Here is an 18,953-nt window from a genome sequence, read left to right as displayed (position 1 = left end):
GGGCGGCGCTCGATCTCACAGGCGACACACCTCTCAAGCCAAACATGGCATAACACTTGCTCAAGCCACGTCATCCTTCTTTGAAACCCCGATGGACGACGGATTATTGGCATGGCGAAGAGCGACGCAGTGAAAGACCCCGCCGCAAAAGGCAAACTCAAGCTGATCCTGCTGCTGGTGCTGGCCCTGTTGCTGGCAGTCGGCCTGTCGGTGGGCGCCACCTGGTTCATCATGCACAAGACTGAATCGGCACCCGCCCCGGAAGCAGCTGCCACCAACGCCAAGGCCCCAGCGATCTACGTGCCGCTGGCGCCCGCCTTCGTGGTCAACTTCAACCAGAACGGCCGCCAGCGCTACATGCAGCTGAGCATCACGATGCAAGGCCGTAGCCAGGCCGACCTGGACGCGCTCACTGTGCACATGCCGGTGATCCGCAACAACCTGGTGATGATGTTCTCCGGGCAGGGCTTCGACACCCTGGCGGCCAGTTCGGTGGGCCAGGAGATGCTGCGTCAGAAAGCCACCGCAGTGGTTCAGGAAGTGGCGCAGAAGGAAGTCGGCAGGCCGGTGGTCGACCAGTTGCTGTTCACCAATTTCGTATTGCAGTAGGAGTCCGCAATGGCCGTACAGGACCTGCTGTCCCAGGATGAGATCGATGCCCTGTTGCATGGCGTCGACGATGGGCTGGTACAGACCGAGAGCGCTGCCGAGCCTGGCAGCATCAAAAGCTACGACCTGACCAGCCAGGATCGGATCGTGCGGGGTCGCATGCCGACCCTGGAAATGATCAACGAGCGTTTCGCCCGCTACACCCGCATCAGCATGTTCAACCTGCTGCGCCGCTCGGCCGACGTGGCTGTCGGCGGCGTGCAGGTGATGAAGTTTGGCGAGTACGTGCATTCGCTGTACGTGCCGACCAGCCTCAACCTGGTCAAGATCAAGCCACTGCGTGGTACCGCGCTGTTCATCCTCGACGCCAAGCTGGTGTTCAAGCTGGTGGACAACTTCTTCGGCGGGGACGGCCGTCACGCCAAGATCGAAGGCCGCGAATTCACTCCCACCGAGTTGCGCGTGGTGCGCATGGTGCTGGACCAGTGCTTCGTCGACCTCAAGGAGGCATGGCAGGCGATCATGCCGGTCAACTTCGAGTACATGAACTCAGAGGTCAACCCGGCCATGGCCAACATCGTCGGCCCGAGCGAAGCGGTGGTGGTGTCGACCTTCCACATCGAACTGGACGGCGGTGGCGGTGACCTGCATGTAACCATGCCGTATTCGATGATCGAGCCGGTGCGGGAAATGCTCGACGCCGGCTTCCAGTCCGACCTCGACGACCAGGACGAGCGCTGGGTCAAGGCCCTGCGCGAGGACGTGCTGGATGTCTCCGTGCCGCTGACCGCCACGGTTGCCCGCCGCCAGCTGAAGCTGCGCGACATCCTGCACATGCAGGCCGGCGACGTGATTCCGGTCGAGCTGCCCGAGCACCTGGTGCTGCGCGCCAATGGCGTGCCGTCGTTCAAGGCGCGCCTGGGTTCGCACAAGGGCAACCTGGCCCTGCAGATCATCGACCCGATCGAACGCCGCTGAACGCGTGCCGATCGCTCTCAACGAATTGAATGCCTGTCGAGGACATCATGGCTAACGAAAACGAGATCACTTCCCCTGAAGACCAGGCTTTGGCCGATGAGTGGGCTGCGGCCCTGGAAGAAACCGGTGATGCCGGCCAGTCCGACATCGATGCACTGCTCGCCGCTGACAGCGGCAAGCCCAGTGCCGGTCGCCTGCCGATGGAGGAGTTCGCCAGCTCGCCGCGGCCGAACGAGAACGTCAGCCTCGAAGGCCCGAACCTGGATGTGATCCTGGATATTCCGGTGAGCATTTCCATGGAAGTGGGCAGTACCGAAATCAACATCCGCAACCTGCTGCAGCTCAACCAGGGCTCGGTGATCGAACTTGACCGGCTGGCCGGTGAGCCGCTCGATGTGCTGGTCAACGGCACGCTGATCGCCCACGGTGAAGTGGTAGTGGTCAACGAGAAGTTCGGCATCCGCCTGACTGACGTGATCAGCCCCAGCGAACGTATCAAGAAGCTGCGCTGAGTGAAGCGCACGATGCGGGCCGTGTTGGCCCTGGCCACGCTGCTGGTCAGCGACCTGGCCATCGCCGCTGCCACGCCTGCTGCCTCGCCGGCTGCGGTGCCGGCCACTGCGCCCGGCAGCTTGGGCGGGCAGCTGGCGCAGATGGTGTTCGGCCTGTTGCTGGTGGTGGGGCTGATCTTCTTCCTGGCCTGGGCGCTGCGCCGCATGCAGGGTGCCACGCCCAAGGGCGGGCAGGTGATCGAGATCGTCGGCAGCCGCGCCATCGGCCCGCGTGACCGGCTGCTGCTGGTGCAGGTCGGCAAGGAGCAGATCCTCATCGGTCACACGCCAGGCAGCATCGAAGCCCTGCATGTCATGGCCGAACCGGTCGAAGTGCCCGTCAGCGCCCGCCAGGCGACGCCAGAGTTTGCCCAGCGGCTGATGGAGCTGATGGGCAAGGATCAGAAGGACAAGAAGTGATGAATGGCGCGTTGCGCATTTTGTTGAGCACCTTGTTGCCAATCGCCCTGCTGCTGGCAGCGCCGCTGGCCCAGGGCGCGGACCCGCTGTCGATCCCGGCCATCACCTTGTCCAACACTGCGGACGGGCAGCAGGAGTATTCGGTCAGCCTGCAGATCCTGCTGATCATGACGGCGCTGAGCTTCATCCCGGCGTTCGTCATCCTGATGACCAGCTTCACCCGCATCATCATCGTGTTCTCGATCCTGCGTCAGGCCCTGGGCCTGCAGCAGACGCCGTCGAACCAGGTGCTGACCGGCATGGCCCTGTTCCTGACGATGTTCATCATGGCGCCGGTGTTCGACCGGGTTAACCAGGATGCCCTGCAGCCGTACCTGAGCGAGAAGATGACCGCCCAGCAAGCCATCGACAAGGCCCAGGGCCCGCTCAAGGACTTCATGCTGGCGCAGACCCGGCAAAGCGATCTCGACCTGTTCATGCGCCTGTCCAAGCGCACCGACATCGCCGGCCCCGACCAGGTCCCGCTGACGATTTTGGTACCGGCATTCGTTACCTCGGAATTGAAGACCGCGTTCCAGATCGGCTTCATGATCTTCATCCCGTTCCTGATCATCGACATGGTCGTGGCCAGTGTGCTGATGGCCATGGGCATGATGATGCTGTCGCCGCTGATCATCTCGCTGCCGTTCAAGATCATGCTGTTTGTCCTGGTCGATGGCTGGGCGCTGATCATGGGCACCTTGGCCGGCAGTTTCGGCGGCGTGTGACGCTGCCAGGAGAGCCTACGCATGACACCTGAAGTCGCTGTCGACCTGTTCCGTGACGCACTGTGGCTGACCACCCTGATGGTTGCCATCCTGGTGATACCGAGTCTGCTGGTTGGCCTGGTCGTGGCGATGTTCCAGGCTGCCACGCAGATCAACGAACAGACCCTGAGCTTCTTGCCGCGCCTGCTGGTGATGCTGGTCACGCTGATCGTCGCCGGGCCATGGCTGGTACAGAAGTTCATGGAGTACATCACCGGCCTGTACACCAGCATCCCGCAGCTGATCGGTTGAGCCTGCCATGCTGGAGCTGACCGACGCGCAGATCGGCACCTGGGTCGCCACCTTCATCCTGCCGCTGTTCAGGGTGACGGCGGTGCTGATGACCATGCCGATCTTCGGCACCCGCATGCTGCCGGCGCGCATTCGCCTGTATGTGGCGGTGGCGATTACCGTGGTGATCGTGCCGGCCTTGCCGCCCCTGCCGGAATTCGACCCGCTGAGCCTGCGCGGCCTGCTGCTGTGTGGCGAGCAGGTGATCGTTGGCGCGTTGTTCGGGTTCTCCCTGCAGCTGCTGTTCCAGGTCTTCGTCATCGCCGGGCAGATTGTCGCCGTGCAGATGGGCATGGCCTTTGCCTCCATGGTCGACCCGGCCAACGGGGTCAACGTGGCCGTCATCAGCCAGTTCATGACCATGCTGGTCAGCGTGCTGTTCCTGCTGATGAACGGCCACCTGGTGGCGTTCGAAGTGTTGACCGAAAGCTTTACCACCTTGCCGGTAGGCAACGCCTTGGTTGTCAGTCACTTCTGGGAGCTGGCCGGGCGCCTGAGCTGGGTGTTCGGTGCCGGATTGCTGTTGATCCTGCCGGCCATCACTGCGCTGCTGGTGGTGAACATCGCGTTTGGCGTGATGACCCGCGCAGCGCCCCAGCTGAACATCTTTTCCATCGGTTTTCCACTGACGCTGGTACTGGGCATGGGCATCTTCTGGGTCGGGTTGGCCGACATTCTCTCCCACTACCAGGCGTTGGCCAGTGACGCGTTGCAGTGGCTGCGTGAACTGGCAAGGGCGCGCTGAGCATGGCTGAAAGCGAGAGTGGGCAGGACAAGACGGAAGACCCCACCGACAAACGCAAGCGCGATGCGCGCGAGAAAGGTGAGATTGCCCGTTCCAAGGAGCTCAACACCGTAGCCTCCACCCTGGCCGGTGCCGGCGCGCTGCTGGCCTTTGGCGGCAACCTGGCGGAAACCTTGATGACGCTGATGCGGATGAACTTTTCCCTGCCCCGGGAGGTGCTGACCGACGAGCGCTCGATGGGCATGTTCCTGCTGGCGTCCGGCAAGATGGCCATATGGGCGGTGCAGCCGGTGCTCATGCTGCTGTTCGTGATCGCCTTCGTGTCACCCATCGCCCTTGGCGGGTTCATCTTTTCCGGAAGCCTGTTGCAGCCCAAGTTCAGCCGGATGAACCCGTTGTCAGGTATCAAGCGGATGTTTTCGCTCAACTCGCTGACCGAGTTGCTCAAGGCGATGGCCAAGTTCTTCGTGATCCTGATCGTTGCGCTGGTGGTGCTGGGCAATGATCGCCAGGCGTTGTTGGCCATCGCCAACGAGCCGCTGGAGCAGGCGATCATCCACAGCGTCCAGGTGGTCGGCTGGAGTGCCTTGTGGATGGCGGCCGGGTTGCTGTTGATCGCGGCGGCGGACGTGCCGTTCCAGCTCTGGCAGACGCACAAGAAGCTGAAGATGACCAAGCAGGAGGTCAAGGACGAGTACAAGGACAGCGAAGGCAAGCCTGAGGTCAAGCAGCGCATCCGCCAGTTGCAGCGCGAGGTGTCGCAGCGGCGCATGATGGCGGCTGTGCCCGAGGCCGACGTGATCATCACCAACCCGACGCACTATGCCGTGGCCCTGCAGTACGACCCGGAGAAGGGCGGGGTAGCGCCGTTGCTGGTGGCCAAGGGAACTGACTTCATTGCCTTGAAGATTCGCGAGATCGGCGTCGAGCACAAGGTGCAGATCCTCGAATCGCCGGCCCTGGCGCGGGCGATCTACTACTCCACCGAGGTCGAGGGGGAGATTCCGGCGGGGCTGTACCTGGCGGTGGCGCAGGTGCTGGCCTATGTGTTCCAGATTCGCCAGTACCGTTCTGGCAAGGGCAAGCGGCCAGAGCCGCTGAAGCCAGACCTGCCGATTCCGCCGGACCTTCGTCGCGACAACTGATTCTAGCCTGTACCGGCCTCTTCGCGGGCATGCCCGCTCCCACAGGAATATCACAAGGGCTGAGTGTGCGCGGTACTTGTGGAAGCGGGCGTGCCCGCGAAGAGGCCTGTTTAGGCAACATAAATCCATAGCCGAGCAAAGTTGGAAGGCTTCTTGCAAAGCCACGCCCAAGCGCCCCTTGGGCGTCAAAGTTTTGCATCAAGAGGACTCGCGGTGGATCGCACTCAGTTAATCAGCAACGCCCGCAACAACCTGGCCGGGCTCGGCCGGGGCAATCTGGGCGTGCCGTTGCTGCTGCTGGTGATGTTGGCAATGATGATGTTGCCGATACCGCCGTTCCTGCTCGACGTGTTCTTCACCTTCAACATCGCCCTGTCGATCGTGGTCCTGCTGGTCTGCGTGTACGCCCTGCGCCCGCTGGACTTCGCCGCGTTCCCGACCATCCTGCTGGTGGCAACCTTGCTGCGCCTGGCGTTGAACGTGGCCTCCACGCGGGTGGTGATGCTCCATGGCCAGGAGGGCCATGGCGCTGCCGGTAAAGTGATCCAGGCCTTTGGTGAGGTGGTGATCGGCGGCAATTACGTCGTGGGTGCGGTGGTGTTCGCCATCCTCATGATCATCAACTTCGTGGTGGTGACCAAAGGTGCCGGGCGTATTTCCGAGGTGAGCGCACGCTTCACCCTCGACGCCATGCCGGGCAAGCAGATGGCCATCGACGCCGACCTCAATGCCGGCCTGATCGACCAGGCCCAGGCCAAGGCGCGTCGTGCCGAGGTGGCCCAGGAGGCCGAGTTCTACGGCTCGATGGACGGTGCCAGCAAGTTCGTCCGTGGTGACGCCATCGCCGGCCTGCTGATCCTGTTCATCAACCTCATCGGCGGCATGCTGATCGGTATGCTGCAACACAACATGTCGTTCAGCGATGCGGGCAAGGTCTACGCCTTGCTGACCATCGGTGACGGTTTGGTGGCGCAATTGCCATCACTGCTGCTGTCCACCGCCGCCGCGATCATGGTGACCCGTGCCTCCGGCTCCGAGGACATGGGCAAGCTGATCAACCGCCAGATGTTCGATTCGCCCAAGGCGCTGGGGGTGTCGGCGGCGCTGATGATCATCATGGGCCTGGTGCCGGGCATGCCACACATTGCCTTCCTCAGCCTCGGCCTGCTGGCCGGTGGCGGCGCCTACCTGGTATGGAAAAAGCAGCAGAAGGCCAAACTCGAGGCGCAGAAGGAGGCGCAGCGCCAGCAGGACCTGCTGCCGTCGCCGCAGCGCGCGCTGGAGACCAAGGAGCTGGGCTGGGACGACGTGACGCCGATCGACATGATCGGCCTGGAAGTGGGCTACCGCCTGATTCCGCTGGTCGACCGCAACCAGGGTGGGCAACTGCTGGCGCGGATCAAGGGGGTGCGCAAGAAACTGTCGCAGGACCTGGGTTTTCTCATGCCGACCGTACACATCCGCGATAACCTCGACCTGCAACCCAGCGCTTATCGCCTGACGCTGATGGGGGTGATCCTGGCGGAGGCCGAGATCTATCCGGACCGCGAACTGGCGATCAACCCCGGCCAGGTGTTCGGCACGCTCAACGGTATCGCCGCGCGCGACCCGGCATTCGGCCTTGAGGCGGTATGGATCGACATCGGCCAGCGCGCGCAGGCGCAATCGCTGGGGTACACCGTGGTCGACGCCAGTACCGTGGTGGCTACCCACCTCAACCAGATCCTGCAGAAGCACTGCCACGAGCTGATCGGCCATGAGGAGGTCCAGCAACTGTTGCAGGTCTTGTCCAAGGCATCGCCTAAACTTGCAGAAGAGTTGGTGCCGGGTGTCATTTCCTTGTCGGGGCTGCTCAAGGTCCTGCAGGCATTGTTGTCCGAGCAAGTGCCGGTGCGTGACATCCGCAGTATTGCCGAGGCCATCGCCAACAATGCCAGCAAGAGTCAAGATACCGCCGCGCTGGTGGCAGCAGTGCGCGTCGGATTGTGTCGCGCCATCGTCCAAAGCATTGTCGGCGTTGAGTCCGAGCTTCCCGTGATCACCCTTGAGCCAAGGTTGGAACAGATTTTGCTCAATAGTTTGCAAAGGGCCGGGCAGGGCCAGGAAGACGGTGTTCTTCTTGAGCCGAGCATGGCCGAAAAGCTGCAGCGCTCGTTGATCGACGCCTGCCAGCGCCAGGAGATGCAAGGCCAGCCGGCCATTCTCCTGGTCGCTGGCCCGATCCGTGCCATGCTGTCGCGCTTCGGCCGCCTGGCTGTACCGAATTTGCATGTTCTGGCGTATCAGGAAATACCGGATAACAAGCAAGTCACCATCGTTGCCACAGTGGGCCCCAACGGCTGAGGTAGTGGGTTATGCAAGTCAAGCGTTTTTTCGCCGCCGATATGCGTCAGGCCATGAAGCTGGTCCGTGATGAGCTGGGCTCCGATGCCGCCATCATTGGCAACCGCCGCATCGCCGGAGGTGTCGAGCTGACCGCCGCGCTGGACTACAAGCTGTCCGCGCTGGCCCCCCGCGTGCCTAACGTCGCGCTGGAAGAAGAGCTGCGCAAGACCCAGTCGCGCATCGCCACAGCCCAGGCCGAGCTGGACAACCGCGCCGAAGCCAGCGAAGGCAACCGCCAATTGTTCGCCGGCCAGTCGTTGACCGCGGCCGAGCCGTTGATCGAGCCGCACGTGGAGGCGCCGGCACCCGCTGCCGCGCCCACCCCGGCGCCGGTCGACCCGCGCCTGTTCGACGCCATGCGCTCGGAGCTCTCGGGCCTGCGCGAACTGCTCGAAGTGCAGCTCGGCTCGCTGGCCTGGAACCAGCTGCAGGGCAGCAAACCGGCTCAGGCCAACCTGTGGCGTCGCCTGCAGCGCATCGGCCTGTCCGGCCCGATCGCCCGCGAGCTGCTCGACCTCACCCAGGAGATCGAAGAGCCGCGTCAGGCCTGGCGCATGCTGCTGGCGCACCTGGCGCGGATGATCGAAGTGCCGCAGATCGAGCCGATCGAAGAGGGCGGGGTCATCGCCATGGTCGGCCCTGCCGGCATGGGCAAGACCACCACCCTGGCCAAGCTGGCGGCACGCTATGTGCTCAAGTACGGCCCGCAGAACCTGGCCCTGGTGAGCATGGACAGCTTCCGCATCGGTGCCCAGGAACAGCTCAAGACCCTGGGGCGCATCCTCAATGTGCCGGTGACCTACGTCGACCCTGGCCAATCGCTGGCAGCAGCGCTGGAACCGCTGCTGCGCAAGCGTGTGGTACTGATCGACACCGCCGGCCTGCAGGCCAGCGACCCGGCCCTGCGCATGCAGCTGGAAACCCTGGCCGGGCGTGGCATCGCCGCGAAGAACTACCTGGTACTGGCCACCACCAGCCAGAAGCAGGTGCTGACCGCCGCCTACCATAGCTACAAGCGCTGCGGCCTGGCCGGCTGCATCCTGACCAAACTCGATGAAACGGCGAGCCTCGGCGATGTGCTGAGCCTGGCCATCAGTCATGAACTGCCCGTGGCCTACCTCACCGATGGCCCGCGTATTCCTGACGACCTGCACCTGCCACGCCCGCACCAACTGGTGACCCGCGCGGTCAATGTGCAGTTGCAGGACGAGCCCAGCGAAGAGGCGATGGCCGACATGTTCGCTGATCTCTACCACAACCCGCGGCGCGCGGGTTGAGGATGAAGCGTATGCAAAGTACCTACATTCCGGGGTTGGCAGTCTTGCCCCGCGTGTGGCTTGGGTCCAAGCGAGACAAGGTAAACAACGAACATGGGTAGCATGCATCCCGTACAGGTGATCGCCGTCACCGGTGGCAAAGGTGGCGTCGGCAAGACTAACGTGTCAGTGAACTTGTCCCTGGCGCTGGCTGAACTCGGCCGCCGGGTGATGTTGCTGGACGCCGACCTTGGCCTGGCCAATGTCGACGTATTGCTGGGCCTCACCCCGAAGCGCACCCTGGCCGATGTCATCGAAGGGCGCTGCGAGCTGCGCGACGTGCTGTTGCAGGGGCCTGGCGGTGTGCGCATCGTGCCGGCCGCCTCCGGCACCCAGAGCATGGTGCACCTGGCCCCGGCGCAGCATGCCGGGTTGATCCAGGCCTTCAGCGAGATCGGCGACAACCTCGATGTGCTGGTGATCGACACCGCTGCAGGCATTGGTGACTCGGTAGTCAGCTTCGTGCGCGCCGCCCAGGAAGTGCTGCTCGTGGTGTGCGACGAGCCGACCTCGATCACCGACGCCTACGCGCTGATCAAGCTGCTCAACCGCGACTACGGGATGAACCGTTTCCGCGTGCTGGCCAACATGGCGCAAAGCCCGCAGGAAGGGCGCAACCTGTTCGCCAAGTTGACCAAGGTCACCGACCGCTTCCTCGACGTCGCCCTGCAATACGTCGGTGCCGTGCCTTACGACGAAAGCGTGCGCAAGGCGGTGCAGAAGCAGCGCGCGGTGTACGAGGCCTTCCCCCGCTCCAAGTGCGCCCTGGCATTCAAGGCCATTGCGCAGAAGGTTGACAGCTGGCCGCTGCCTGCCAACCCGCGCGGCCACCTTGAGTTCTTCGTCGAGCGCCTGGTGCAACCCACCAGCGCAGGGCCCGTGCTATGAACGCGAGCGGCTTCAAGATGTACAGCAAAGCGTCGAAAGACGCCCAGTTCGAGCTGGTGGAGCGCTATGCGCCGCTGGTCAAGCGCATTGCCTACCACTTGCTGGCGCGCCTGCCGGCCAATGTCCAGGTCGAAGACCTGATCCAGGCCGGCATGATCGGCCTTTTGGAAGTGGCCAACAAATACGACGCCAGCAAGGGCGCCAGCTTTGAAACCTACGCGGGTATCCGCATCCGCGGGGCGATGCTCGACGAGGTCCGCAAGGGCGATTGGGCACCGCGTTCGGTGCACCGCAATACGCGCATGGTCAGTGACGCGATGCGCGCCGTGGAAGCAAGAACTGGCCGCGACGCTAAAGATCATGAAGTTGCTGCCGAACTCCAATTGAGTCTCGATGATTACTACGGGATCTTGAACGATACCTTGGGCAGCCGCCTGTTCAGTTTCGACGACCTGCTGCAGGACGGCGAGCACGAAGGGCTGCACGAGGACGGCGCCAGTAGCCAGGTCGAGCCGTCACGCGATCTGGAGGACGAGCGCTTCCAGGCTGCCCTGACCGATGCGATCGCCAACCTGCCGGAGCGTGAGCGCCTGGTGCTGGCGCTGTACTACGACGAAGAGCTGAACCTCAAGGAGATCGGTGAGGTGCTGGGGGTCAGCGAATCGCGTGTCAGTCAGTTGCACAGCCAGTGTGCCGCGCGCCTGCGCAGCCGCCTGGGGGAATGGCGGGCGCGTTGAGCCGAGGGTCGTTGCAGTCGTTTTCCACGTTGTACCGAATTGAATGAATACGCGTGCTCGGGGCCGAGCGCGTTTGAGACTGCTTGGAGGTCTACTTGAACAAAGACATGAAAATCCTCATCGTTGACGACTTTTCGACGATGCGGCGGATCATCAAGAACCTGTTGCGTGACCTGGGCTTCACCAACACCGAAGAAGCCGACGACGGCACCACTGCGCTGCCGATGCTCGAAAGCGGCCACTACGACTTCCTGGTGACCGACTGGAACATGCCGGGCATGTCCGGTATCGACCTGCTGCGCAAGGTGCGTGCCCACGATCGGCTGAAAACCATGCCGGTACTGATGGTGACCGCCGAAGCCAAGCGCGACCAGATCATCGAAGCGGCCCAGGCCGGCGTGAATGGTTACGTGGTCAAGCCGTTCACCGCCCAGGTGCTGAAAGAAAAGATCGAGAAGATCTTCGAGCGCGTCAACGGCTGAGTCACGTCAGGGGGGCGCCATGGAATCATCAAATACGTCATTGGGGGAGTTCGAGTCGACCCTCAAGAAGCACGCGCAAGAATTGGTATCGAGCCTGGAGAAAGGCCGCTTCGGCGATGCCGTGCAACTGATCCACCAGCTCAACCAGACCCGAGACCGTGGCCTGTACCAGGAGGTCGGCAAGCTCACCCGTGAGCTGCACAGCGCGATCGTCAGCTTCCAGATCGACCCGCGCATGCCGCAGGCCGAGGAAGTCTCGCAGATCACCGATGCCACCGAGCGCCTGTCCTATGTGGTCAAGCTCACCGAGGGTGCGGCCAACCGCACCATGGACCTGGTGGAGGAGAGCACCCCGGTGCTCAACGAGCTGGCAGCCGAGGCGCAAGGGCTGAGCGTCGACTGGCAGCGCTTCATGCGCCGCGAAGTCGCAGCGCCGGAGTTTCGCGAACTGGTCAAACGTGTCGACAGTTTCCTGACGCACAGCGCCGAGGGCAACCGCAAGGTCGCCGGCCACCTCAACGACATACTGCTGGCCCAGGACTACCAAGACCTGACCGGCCAGGTGATCAAGCGCGTCACTGCGCTGGTGACCGAAGTGGAAAGCAATCTGCTCAAGCTCGTGCTGATGGCCAGTCAGGTCGACCGTTTTGCCGGTATCGAACACGACCACCAGCAGCTGCGCGCTGAAAAAGATCAAGAAAAACATCCGACTCGGGGTGAAGGTCCGCAGATTCATGCCGATAAGCGTGAAGACGTTGTGTCCGGTCAGGACGACGTCGACGATCTGCTGTCCAGCCTGGGTTTTTAAGGAGCACGTTTAATGAGCTTCGGCGCCGATGAAGAAATCCTTCAGGATTTCCTGGTAGAAGCCGGCGAAATTCTTGAGCAACTGTCCGAGCAACTGGTCGAGCTGGAAAGCCGGCCTGACGATGCCGACCTGCTCAATGCGATCTTTCGCGGTTTCCACACTGTAAAAGGGGGCGCCGGCTTCCTTCAGCTGAATGAGCTGGTGGAGTGCTGCCACATCGCCGAGAACGTGTTCGACATCCTGCGCAAAGGTGAGCGCCGGGTCGACGCGGAACTGATGGACGTGGTGCTCGAAGCACTGGACACGGTCAACAGCATGTTCGGCCAGGTGCGTGAGCGCAGTGCAGTCACACCGGCCACCCCGGAGCTGCTGGCGGCCCTGTCGCGCCTGGCAGAGCCTGCCAGTGCCGATGCCCCTGCGCCGGTGGTCGAGGCAGCGCCCGAGCCTGTGGCGGCCGAGGCGGACATCACCGACACCGAGTTCGAACAGCTGCTCGACTCGCTCGATGCGGTCAAGGCCGAAGCTGCCGCTGCCCAAGCGCAAATGCAGGGCGAGACCCTGAGCGGCTCGGGTGACGACATCACCGACGCCGAGTTCGAATCGTTGCTCGACCAGTTGCATGGCAAGGGCCAATTCTCGCCCGAAGTCGCCGCCGCCGAAGCGGGGGGCGATGCCAGTGCGCCGGTGAGCGACGAGATCACCGACGAAGAATTCGAGTCGCTGCTCGACCAGTTGCATGGCAAAGGCACCTTCCAGGCCGACGCCTTGCCGGCTGCCGCCGCTACTGCGCAAAACGTGGTCGCACCCGCCAGCAGTGACGAGATCACCGAACACGAGTTCGAAGCGTTGCTCGACCAGTTGCACGGCAAGGGCAAGTTCACCGGTGACAGCGCTGCCAGCGAAGCGCCGGTTGCCGCGGCAGAGCCAGTTGCGGCGGTGGCCGAAAGCAAACCGATCGCCAAGCCTGCAGCAGCACCGGCAGCCGCTGCACCGGCTGCGGCTGCCAGGCCAGCAGCGCCAGCCCGTACTCCGGCCCCGGCCGCGGAAAAGCCTGCCAGCGAAGCGGAAACCACCGTGCGCGTCGATACTGCGCGGCTGGACGAGATCATGAACATGGTCGGCGAACTGGTGCTGGTGCGTAACCGTCTGGTGCGCCTGGGCCTGAACAGCGGCGACGAGGCCATGTCCAAGGCGGTGTCCAACCTCGATGTGGTCACCGCCGACCTGCAGACCGCGGTGATGAAAACCCGCATGCAGCCGATCAAGAAGGTGTTCGGCCGCTTCCCGCGCCTGGTCCGCGACCTGGCTCGGCAGTTGAAGAAAGAGATCAACCTGGAGCTGGTCGGTGAAGAGACCGACCTCGACAAGAACCTCGTCGAGGCCTTGGCCGACCCGCTGGTGCACCTGGTGCGCAACGCCGTCGACCACGGTGTCGAGATGCCGGACGAGCGTGAAGCCGCCGGCAAGGCCCGCACCGGCCGCGTGGTGCTCTCGGCCGAGCAGGAAGGTGACCACATCCTGCTGTCGATCTCCGATGATGGCAAGGGCATGGACCCGAGCATCCTGCGCGCCAAGGCCGTGGAAAAGGGCCTGATGGACAAGGACGCTGCCGACCGCCTCAGCGAGTCGGACTGCTACAACCTGATCTTCGCCCCGGGCTTCTCGACCAAGACCGAGATCTCCGACGTGTCTGGCCGCGGCGTCGGCATGGACGTGGTGAAGACCAAGATTTCCCAGCTCAACGGCTCGATCAACATTTTCTCGGCCAAGGGCCAGGGCTCGAAGATCGTCATCAAGGTGCCGCTGACCCTGGCGATCATGCCGACCCTGATGGTGATGCTGGGCAACCAGGCATTCGCCTTCCCGCTGGTCAACGTCAACGAGATCTTCCACCTCGACCTGTCGCGCACCAACGTGGTCGACGGCCAGGAAGTGGTGATCGTGCGCGACAAGGCGCTGCCGCTGTTCTACCTCAAGCGCTGGCTGGTTCAGGGCCAGGTGCACGAGGAGCAGCATGAGGGCCATGTGGTGATCCTCTCGGTCGGCACCCAGCGCATCGGTTTCGTGGTCGACCAGCTGGTCGGCCAGGAAGAGGTGGTGATCAAGCCGCTGGGCAAGATGCTGCAGGGCACCCCGGGCATGTCTGGCGCCACCATCACCGGTGACGGCCGCATCGCGCTGATTCTCGACGTGCCGAGCATGCTCAAGCGTTACGCGGCACGGCGTATCTGATTTTCGGCGGCGCACCCTGGCGGGTTGCGCCGCCTAATGGAGTGTTTATGGCAGTCAAGGTCCTGGTGGTGGATGATTCCGGTTTCTTCCGCCGCCGCGTTTCGGAAATCCTCTCGGCGGACCCGACGATCCAGGTGGTTGGCACCGCGACCAACGGCAGGGAAGCGATCGACCAGGCACTGGCGCTCAAGCCCGATGTCATCACCATGGACTACGAAATGCCCATGATGGATGGCATCACTGCAGTGCGGCATATCATGCAGCGCTGCCCGACGCCCGTTTTGATGTTCTCCTCGCTGACCCATGAAGGCGCCCGCGTCACCCTCGACGCTCTGGATGCCGGTGCAGTGGATTACCTGCCGAAGAACTTCGAAGACATCTCGCGCAACCCAGAGAAGGTCAAGCAGCTGCTGTGCGAGAAGGTGCACACCATCTCGCGCAGCAACCGCCGTTTTGGAAGCTACGCCAGCCACGCGCCGGTCAGCGCACCTGCGCCGGCCAGCGGCCATGCACCCGCCAGCAGCCTGGCCAGCGCCGCGCCGGTGCGTGCTGCTGCACCTGCCCGTGTGCCGACGCCGGCACCGGCTGCATCACATTCCCCGGCACCCAAGCGCAAGCCTTACAAGCTGGTGGCGATCGGGACTTCCACTGGCGGCCCGGTGGCCCTGCAGCGGGTGCTGACCCAGTTGCCGGCCAGCTTCCCGGCGCCGATCGTGCTGATCCAGCACATGCCCGCTGCCTTCACCAAGGCATTCGCCGAACGCCTCGACAAGCTGTGCAAGATCAGCGTCAAGGAAGCCGAGGACGGCGACGTGCTGCGCCCGGGCCTGGCGCTGCTGGCCCCCGGCGGCAAGCAGATGATGATCGACGGCCGTGGCACGGTGAAGATCCTGCCAGGCGACGAGCGCCTGAACTACAAGCCGTGCGTGGACATTACCTTCGGCTCGGCCGCCAAGTCCTATGGTGACAAGGTGCTGTCGGTGGTGCTCACCGGCATGGGCGCCGATGGCCGTGAAGGCGCACGCCTGCTCAAGCAGGGCGGCAGCACCGTGTGGGCCCAGGATGAAGCCAGTTGCGTGATCTATGGCATGCCCATGGCCATCGTCAAAGCCAACCTGGCCGACGCGGTGTACAGCCTGGATGAAATCGGCAAACACCTGGTCGAGGCTTGCGTCTGATGGATGTGCTCAGCCTGATTGGCCTGATCCTGGCGTTTGTCGCCATCGTCGGTGGCAACTTCCTCGAAGGTGGCCACGTGGGGGCCTTGCTCAATGGCCCGGCCGGCCTGATCGTGCTCGGTGGCACCCTGGCGGCGGCCTTGCTGCAGTCGCCGCTGCCGGCATTCAAGCGCGCTTTGCAGATCTTGCGCTGGATTTTCTTCCCGCCGCGGGTCGACCTCGCCGGTGGTATCGACCGTGTGGTCAACTGGAGCCTGACGGCGCGCAAGGAAGGCCTGCTCGGCCTGGAAGGCGTGGCCGATGCCGAACCTGACCCATACGCCCGCAAGGGCCTGCAATTGTTGGTCGACGGTGCCGAGCCGGAATCGATCCGCAGCATCCTCGAAGTCGACTTCCTGACCCAGGAAAGCCGTGATATCCAGGCCGCCAAGGTGTTCGAGAGCATGGGCGGCTATGCCCCGACCATTGGTATCATCGGTGCGGTCATGGGCTTGATCCACGTCATGGGCAACCTGGCTGACCCGTCGCAGCTGGGCAACGGCATCGCCGTGGCCTTCGTCGCCACCATCTACGGCGTGGCCAGTGCCAACCTGATCCTGCTGCCGATCGCCAACAAGCTCAAGGCCATCGTCCTGCGCCAGTCGCGCTACCGCGAGATGCTGCTCGAAGGCCTGCTGTCGATTGCCGAGGGTGAAAACCCGCGCTCGATCGAGCTGAAGCTACAAGGCTTCATGGAGTAAGCCATGCGCCGTCGCCGTCATACCGAGGAGCACGAGAATCACGAACGCTGGCTGGTGTCGTACGCCGACTTCATCACCTTGCTGTTCGCCTTTTTCGTGGTCATGTATTCGATCTCCTCGATCAACGAGGGCAAGTACAAGGTCATTTCGCAAGCGCTGCTCGGGGTGTTCAACGACCCTGAACGCAGCATGAAGCCGATTCCGATCGGGGATGAACAGCCGCTCAGCGTGAAACCGGCGCAGCCGCTGATCAAGGACAGCGAGCAGACCGATGCCGGCCTGGCGCAGACCAGCGTCGACCCCTTGAAAACCATCAGCGACGATGTGCGCGATGCATTCGGCGATTTGATCAAGTCCGACCAGATGACCGTGCGCGGCAATGAGCTGTGGGTGGAGATCGAGCTTAATTCATCGCTGCTGTTCGGCAGTGGCGATGCCATGCCCAGCGACCAGGCGTTCGCCATCATCGAGAAGGTCGGCAAGATCCTCAAGCCGTTCGCCAACCCGGTGCATGTCGAGGGCTTCACCGACAACCTGCCGATCCGCACGGCGCAGTACCCGACCAACTGGGAGCTGTCGGCAGCGCGGGCAGCGAGCATCGTGCGGCTGCTGGCCATGGAAGGGGTCAACCCGGCGCGCATGGCCTCGGTGGGCTATGGCGAGTACCAACCGGTGGCCAGCAACGACAGCGCCGAAGGGCGTGCACGCAATCGTCGGGTGGTGCTGGTTATTTCCCGTAACCTCGAAGTGCGCCGCAGCCTGACCGGCTCGGGCAGTGCCAACGCCACTGCGGATGCTGCGCTGCGTCGTGCTGGCACACAAAGTGCACCGCCAGCTCCAGCAGCGACGACGGCGAGATGAGCCGTCAATTCTCCGTCACCGCATGCCCTGGGGCAGCCGGCGACACCAATGAGACAAGAGTTGTCCTATGAGAGTCTGGGCAGTAGCCAATCAAAAAGGTGGCGTGGGCAAGACCACCACCACTATCGCCCTGGCCGGCCTGCTGGCCGAGGCGGGCAAGCGCGTGGTCGTCGTCGATCTCGACCCGCATGGCTCGATGACCAGCTATTTTGGGCACAACCCGGATGCCCTGGAGCACAGCTGCTACGACCTGTTCCTGCACAAGGGCAGCGTGCCCGAGGGCCTGCCGGGGCAGTTGCTGTTGCCGACCAGCGATGAGCGTATTTCGCTGCTGCCTTCGAGCACGGCGCTGGCGGTGCTGGAGCGTCAGTCGCCAGGGCAGAGTGGCTTGGGGCTGGTGATCGCCAAGAGTCTGGCGCAGTTGTGGCAGGATTTCGACTTTGCGCTGATCGACAGCCCGCCATTGCTGGGCGTGCTGATGGTCAACGCCCTGGCTGCGAGCCAGCAGCTGGTGATTCCGGTGCAAACCGAGTTTCTTGCAGTGAAGGGCCTGGAACGCATGATCGGCACCTTGGCCATGGTCAACCGTTCGCGCAAGCAGGCGTTGCCGTACCAGATCGTGCCGACCCTGTTCGACCGTCGCACCCAGGCCTCGCTCGGCACCCTGAAGGTGCTGCGCGATACCTACGAGCATCAGGTGTGGCAGGGCTACATCCCGGTCGACACGCGCCTGCGCGATGCCAGCCGCAATGGCGTCACGCCGTCGCAGTTCGATGGCAAGAGCCGCGGCGTGATCGCCTATCGGGCACTGCTCAAACATATGCTGACCTACAAGCCCGCCGCGCAGGTGGCCTCATGAATCGACCTGTCGGCACCAAGCCGCAACTGGCCCTGCAGTCCTACCTTGATGGGTTGCTGCAGGAGGCCACCGAGGCCGAGGATATCCTCGAATTGCCAAGCTCGGCTGCACAGCCCGCAGCGGATGATGAGTTCGCCGCCGCCGTGCGTGAAGAGCAGGCACGCGACGCGAATCCGCCGACACTTGCTGCCAAGCCTTTTGCCGAGCCGCAGGTGAAGGTGCTGCCCGCCGTGCTGCCGGTCGAGCAGCCTGTGGTGGCGGTGGTCGAGGCGCAAGTGGTGGCTGAAGCCAGCATCCCGGTGCTGACCGAAGTGCCCACGCCGGAGCCGGTAGCACCGCTGGTGGACGTGCACCTGCCAGCGGCCGGTATGGCTGACATACCGACACCTCCGGCCAGCGTCGATGGCCGCCCGGCCTGGGCGGCCGAGCCGTTCGAGTGCCTGCTGTTCGACGTTGCCGGGTTGACCTTGGCAGTGCCGCTGGTATGCCTGGGCTCGATCTACAGCCTGGAGGGCCAGGAGTTGACGCCGCTGTTCGGTCAGCCGGACTGGTTCCTCGGCATCCTCACCTGCCAGGCCGGCAACCTCAAGGTGCTGGACACCGCGCGCTGGGTGATGCCCGACCGCTACCGCGACGACTTCCGCCAGGGCTTGAACTACGTGATTTCCGTCCAAGGCTACGAATGGGGCCTGGCGGTCCATCAGGTCAGCCGCTCGCTGCGCCTGGACCCGGCCGAGATCAAGTGGCGCAGCCAGCGTGGCCAGCGCCCCTGGTTGGCCGGCACGGTCATCGAACACATGTGTGCACTGCTCGACGTCGCCGAACTGGCCGAGCTGATCGCCAGCGGTGCGGTCAAGCAGTTGCATGGCAAACAGAAATCACACCGAACACAACCGCCAACAGCGGATTTAGAGGGCTAGGG

The 18,953-nt window shown here is 63.5% G+C and carries 20 protein-coding genes; all 20 read left to right on the top strand.

Annotated elements, in window-relative coordinates; all coding sequences use genetic code 11:
• The first annotated feature begins 111 nt into the window (after nucleotides 1-111).
• The 20 genes from fliL (at nucleotide 112) to APH33_RS05465 (ending at nucleotide 18,951) form a co-directional block, all read left to right on the top strand.
• Nucleotides 112-609, top strand: a complete 498-nt coding sequence (gene fliL / locus APH33_RS05560; protein WP_054884191.1) for a flagellar basal body-associated protein FliL — start codon at nucleotides 112-114, stop codon at nucleotides 607-609.
• Between the two features lie 9 nt (nucleotides 610-618).
• Nucleotides 619-1,587 carry a flagellar motor switch protein FliM gene (gene fliM / locus APH33_RS05555; RefSeq protein WP_054884190.1) on the top strand — a complete coding sequence of 323 codons (969 nt, stop codon included), beginning with the start codon at nucleotides 619-621 and terminating at the stop codon, nucleotides 1,585-1,587.
• A 47-nt stretch (nucleotides 1,588-1,634) separates the two neighbouring features.
• On the top strand, nucleotides 1,635-2,099 hold the full coding sequence (gene fliN / locus APH33_RS05550) for a flagellar motor switch protein FliN (RefSeq protein ID WP_054884198.1): 465 nt from the start codon (nucleotides 1,635-1,637) through the stop codon (nucleotides 2,097-2,099).
• A 12-nt stretch (nucleotides 2,100-2,111) separates the two neighbouring features.
• Entirely contained in the window at nucleotides 2,112-2,558 is a 447-nt protein-coding gene (gene fliO, locus APH33_RS05545) for a flagellar biosynthetic protein FliO (protein WP_054884197.1), read from the top strand.
• Entirely contained in the window at nucleotides 2,558-3,325 is a 768-nt protein-coding gene (gene fliP, locus APH33_RS05540) for a flagellar type III secretion system pore protein FliP (protein WP_054884189.1), read from the top strand. The genes fliO and fliP overlap by 1 nt, the downstream gene beginning before the upstream one ends.
• 21 nt (nucleotides 3,326-3,346) lie before the next feature.
• A complete protein-coding gene (gene fliQ, locus APH33_RS05535; RefSeq protein ID WP_054884188.1) occupies nucleotides 3,347-3,616 on the top strand; it encodes a flagellar biosynthesis protein FliQ in 270 nt (89 codons plus the stop codon).
• Between the two features lie 7 nt (nucleotides 3,617-3,623).
• Nucleotides 3,624-4,400 (top strand): flagellar biosynthetic protein FliR, encoded by a 777-nt coding sequence (gene fliR / locus APH33_RS05530; protein ID WP_054884187.1) that lies wholly within the window; start codon nucleotides 3,624-3,626, stop codon nucleotides 4,398-4,400.
• A gap of 2 nt (nucleotides 4,401-4,402) precedes the next feature.
• Complete coding sequence (gene flhB, locus APH33_RS05525) at nucleotides 4,403-5,545, top strand: flagellar biosynthesis protein FlhB (RefSeq protein WP_054884186.1); 1,143 nt, start codon at nucleotides 4,403-4,405, stop codon at nucleotides 5,543-5,545.
• 213 nt (nucleotides 5,546-5,758) lie between these two features.
• Nucleotides 5,759-7,888, top strand: coding sequence for a flagellar biosynthesis protein FlhA (flhA, locus tag APH33_RS05520; RefSeq protein WP_054884185.1), 2,130 nt, complete (start codon nucleotides 5,759-5,761; stop codon nucleotides 7,886-7,888).
• Nucleotides 7,889-7,899: 11 nt separating this feature from the next.
• Nucleotides 7,900-9,207, top strand: a complete 1,308-nt coding sequence (gene flhF, locus APH33_RS05515; protein WP_054884184.1) for a flagellar biosynthesis protein FlhF — start codon at nucleotides 7,900-7,902, stop codon at nucleotides 9,205-9,207.
• A 93-nt stretch (nucleotides 9,208-9,300) separates the two neighbouring features.
• Nucleotides 9,301-10,134: a flagellar synthesis regulator FleN gene (fleN, locus tag APH33_RS05510; protein WP_054884183.1), complete on the top strand. Its 834-nt coding sequence runs from the start codon at nucleotides 9,301-9,303 to the stop codon at nucleotides 10,132-10,134.
• Nucleotides 10,131-10,871 carry an RNA polymerase sigma factor FliA gene (gene fliA / locus APH33_RS05505; protein WP_054884182.1) on the top strand — a complete coding sequence of 247 codons (741 nt, stop codon included), beginning with the start codon at nucleotides 10,131-10,133 and terminating at the stop codon, nucleotides 10,869-10,871. Before fleN ends, fliA begins: the two co-directional genes overlap by 4 nt.
• A 107-nt stretch (nucleotides 10,872-10,978) precedes the next feature.
• Entirely contained in the window at nucleotides 10,979-11,353 is a 375-nt protein-coding gene (locus APH33_RS05500; RefSeq protein ID WP_099814199.1) for a chemotaxis response regulator CheY, read from the top strand.
• 19 nt (nucleotides 11,354-11,372) lie between these two features.
• Nucleotides 11,373-12,161 carry a protein phosphatase CheZ gene (locus APH33_RS05495; protein WP_054884180.1) on the top strand — a complete coding sequence of 263 codons (789 nt, stop codon included), beginning with the start codon at nucleotides 11,373-11,375 and terminating at the stop codon, nucleotides 12,159-12,161.
• 12 nt (nucleotides 12,162-12,173) lie between these two features.
• Complete coding sequence (locus APH33_RS05490; protein ID WP_054884179.1) at nucleotides 12,174-14,393, top strand: chemotaxis protein CheA; 2,220 nt, start codon at nucleotides 12,174-12,176, stop codon at nucleotides 14,391-14,393.
• Nucleotides 14,394-14,440: 47 nt separating this feature from the next.
• A complete protein-coding gene (locus APH33_RS05485; RefSeq protein ID WP_054884178.1) occupies nucleotides 14,441-15,571 on the top strand; it encodes a chemotaxis response regulator protein-glutamate methylesterase in 1,131 nt (376 codons plus the stop codon).
• The gene (locus tag APH33_RS05480) at nucleotides 15,571-16,311 is read left to right on the top strand and encodes a flagellar motor protein (RefSeq protein WP_054884177.1); all 741 of its coding nucleotides are present in this window, start codon (nucleotides 15,571-15,573) and stop codon (nucleotides 16,309-16,311) included. The genes APH33_RS05485 and APH33_RS05480 overlap by 1 nt, the downstream gene beginning before the upstream one ends.
• Before the next feature lie 3 nt (nucleotides 16,312-16,314).
• Nucleotides 16,315-17,172, top strand: a complete 858-nt coding sequence (gene motD, locus APH33_RS05475) for a flagellar motor protein MotD (protein ID WP_054884176.1) — start codon at nucleotides 16,315-16,317, stop codon at nucleotides 17,170-17,172.
• Between the two features lie 67 nt (nucleotides 17,173-17,239).
• Nucleotides 17,240-18,031: a ParA family protein gene (locus APH33_RS05470; protein ID WP_054884175.1), complete on the top strand. Its 792-nt coding sequence runs from the start codon at nucleotides 17,240-17,242 to the stop codon at nucleotides 18,029-18,031.
• Entirely contained in the window at nucleotides 18,028-18,951 is a 924-nt protein-coding gene (locus tag APH33_RS05465; RefSeq protein WP_054884174.1) for a CheW domain-containing protein, read from the top strand. Before APH33_RS05470 ends, APH33_RS05465 begins: the two co-directional genes overlap by 4 nt.
• The last annotated feature ends 2 nt before the right edge of the window (nucleotides 18,952-18,953 follow it).

This window comes from Pseudomonas sp. NBRC 111130, assembly GCF_001320485.1.
GTDB lineage: Bacteria > Pseudomonadota > Gammaproteobacteria > Pseudomonadales > Pseudomonadaceae > Aquipseudomonas > Aquipseudomonas vlassakiae.
The sequence above is the reverse complement of the archived record's forward strand: the minus strand, read 5'-3'. Positions and strand labels throughout refer to the sequence as shown.